This window comes from Sphingobacteriales bacterium (genome assembly GCA_012517435.1).
Lineage (GTDB): Bacteria > Bacteroidota > Bacteroidia > CAILMK01 > JAAYUY01 > JAAYUY01.
Genome location: JAAYUY010000173.1, coordinates 1 through 2,247 on the forward strand (window position 1 = coordinate 1; position 2,247 = coordinate 2,247).

Annotated in this window: 1 protein-coding gene; it reads right to left on the reverse strand. The window is 42.9% G+C overall.

What is annotated here, in order from left to right:
• Nucleotides 1-153: 153 nt before the first annotated feature.
• Nucleotides 154-2,247 (reverse strand): phosphoribosylformylglycinamidine synthase (locus GX437_10035; GenBank protein NLJ07996.1); only part of this gene is annotated, 2,094 nt, incomplete at its 5' end.

A 2,247-nucleotide genomic window follows, 5' to 3' on the forward strand; every position in this document is an offset into this window, starting at 1 on the left:
AAAAAAGCCCGAAGGGCTGACATGATGATAACCTCGGAGGAAATAGGGAAAAAAGCCCGAAGGGCTGACATGATGATATAACCGTGCCCTAAAATGATGCTCAAACCCCGAAGGGGTGGCATAAATCTCATCATTAGGTTCAACAAATCCTTACTATCTGGATTCTATCCATTTTTTTGCATTGACGAAAGCTTCTATCCATGGAGTGATTTCATCCGCTTTTCTGTCAGGTGGGTAGTAAGCCCATTGATGTGGATAAAAAGCTCTTTCAAGGTGAGGCATCATAGCCAGATGGCGTCCGTCTGCAGAGCAGATGGCTGCTGCTGCATAATCAGAGCCGTTTGGTAGTCCTGGATATTCGTGATAGGTATATTTAACAGGAATATGATATTTCTCTTCATGTTCAGGCAAGCTGAATTTCCCTTCCCCATGAGCCACCCATATCCCCAATCGTGACCCTGCTAGTGACTTTAACATAATAGAATGATTATCAAGTATATCAACACACAGAAAGGCAGATTCAAATTTACCGGAATCGTTGATGCGCATTTTAGGATGTTGACTATGTTCGGGATAGATTAACCCAAGTTCCACCATCACCTGGCAGCCATTGCAGATGCCGAGGCTAAGGGTATCCTCTCTTTTGTAGAAGTTTTCAAGTGCCTTTTTTGCCCTTTCATTGTATAAGAATGCACCTGCCCAGCCTTTTCCGGAGCCAAGTACATCTGAGTTGGAAAAGCCACCTACAAACACGATCAGATTTACTTCACTGAGATCTTCTCTGCCTGACATCAGATCAGTAACATGTACATCTTTAACATCAAAACCAGCCAGATACAGCATGAATGCCATTTCACGGTCGCCATTGACACCTTTTTCCCGAATGATGGCAGCTTTTATTCCGCTCTTTTCTCTTCTTAACGGATTGATCTGATAATCAGTATTTTTCCCGTTAAAATGTTCGGGGAAACGGAATGTTAATTCCTGCTTGCTGTAATTCTGAAAGCGTTTAAGTGCATGTTGTTCTCCTGATTGTTTCCTGTCGAAGAGGTAGGAGGTCCGGTACCAGATGTCTCTGTATTCACTTATGTCGAGGCTGATGTCTGTTTCTGAAGACAGGATATGAAGGGCATTGTGTGAGTTTGAGGTACCAAGTATTAAATAGCTGATGCCATTATTTCCCAGAAATTCAGTTACTTCCTGAGTCTTTTCAACCTGAATAACAACAGCCGGTTTTTCAGAAAATAACAGTCGGATGATGTCTTTCTCAGCAAAATGGGTTAAGTCTGCCGTAAAGCCTGTTTCATTATCGGAGAAACACATTTCAAGCATACAGGTAATAAGTCCGCCAGAAGAAACATCGTGTCCGGCCAATATCCATCCGTTTTGAATGAGCTGCTGTATGCTGTCAAATGCTTTTTTAAAGTATTCAATATCAATAATATCCGGAGTGTCATTTCCTATAAAGTTATTGATTTGTGCAAAAGCTGAACCACCTAATGAAAACTCTGATTTTGAAAAATCGATATAGATGAGTGAAGAATTTTCAACCTTCTTTAGATCAGGGGTAACGGTTTTGGTAAAATGATCAACTTCAGCCACTGCACTGATTATCACGGTTCCGGGTGAAATAACTTTTTCACCGTCAGGGTATTTCTGAACCATAGATAGAGAATCTTTTCCGGTTGGTATATTGATTCCGAGTGCCACAGCAAATTCACTGACAGCCTGAACAGCTTTGTAAAGCCGGGCATTTTCACCCTCAATCCGCGATGGCCACATCCAGTTGGCACTCAGTGAAACACCTTTCAGCCCATTAGTGAGTGGAGCCCAGACCAGATTGGTAAGAGCCTCTGCAGTGCTCAGGCGGCTGCCTGCTTCAGGATTGATGAGTCCGGCTACAGGAGCATGGCCGATAGAGGTAGCAATGCCTTTTTTCCCTATATAATCCAGAGCAGCAACGGCAACATCATTAAGCGGAAGCTGTAATTTTCCGGTACATTGCTGGATGACAACTTTTCCTGTAACCGATCTGTCCACTTTGTTGGTCAGCCAGTCTTTACAGGCAACAGATTCGATTTGCAATACCTGTGCGATATAGTCAAACAGTTTTTCCGGATGGTAGCTGACAGCCTGATATTCAGACTCTATGGTTATATCTTCCAAAACGGTTTTAGGGGGTTTCCCAAAAAGGTAGGCCAGGTCAAGGTCAACAGGGTTTTTACCTTTTGGATTGGCAAAAAGCAG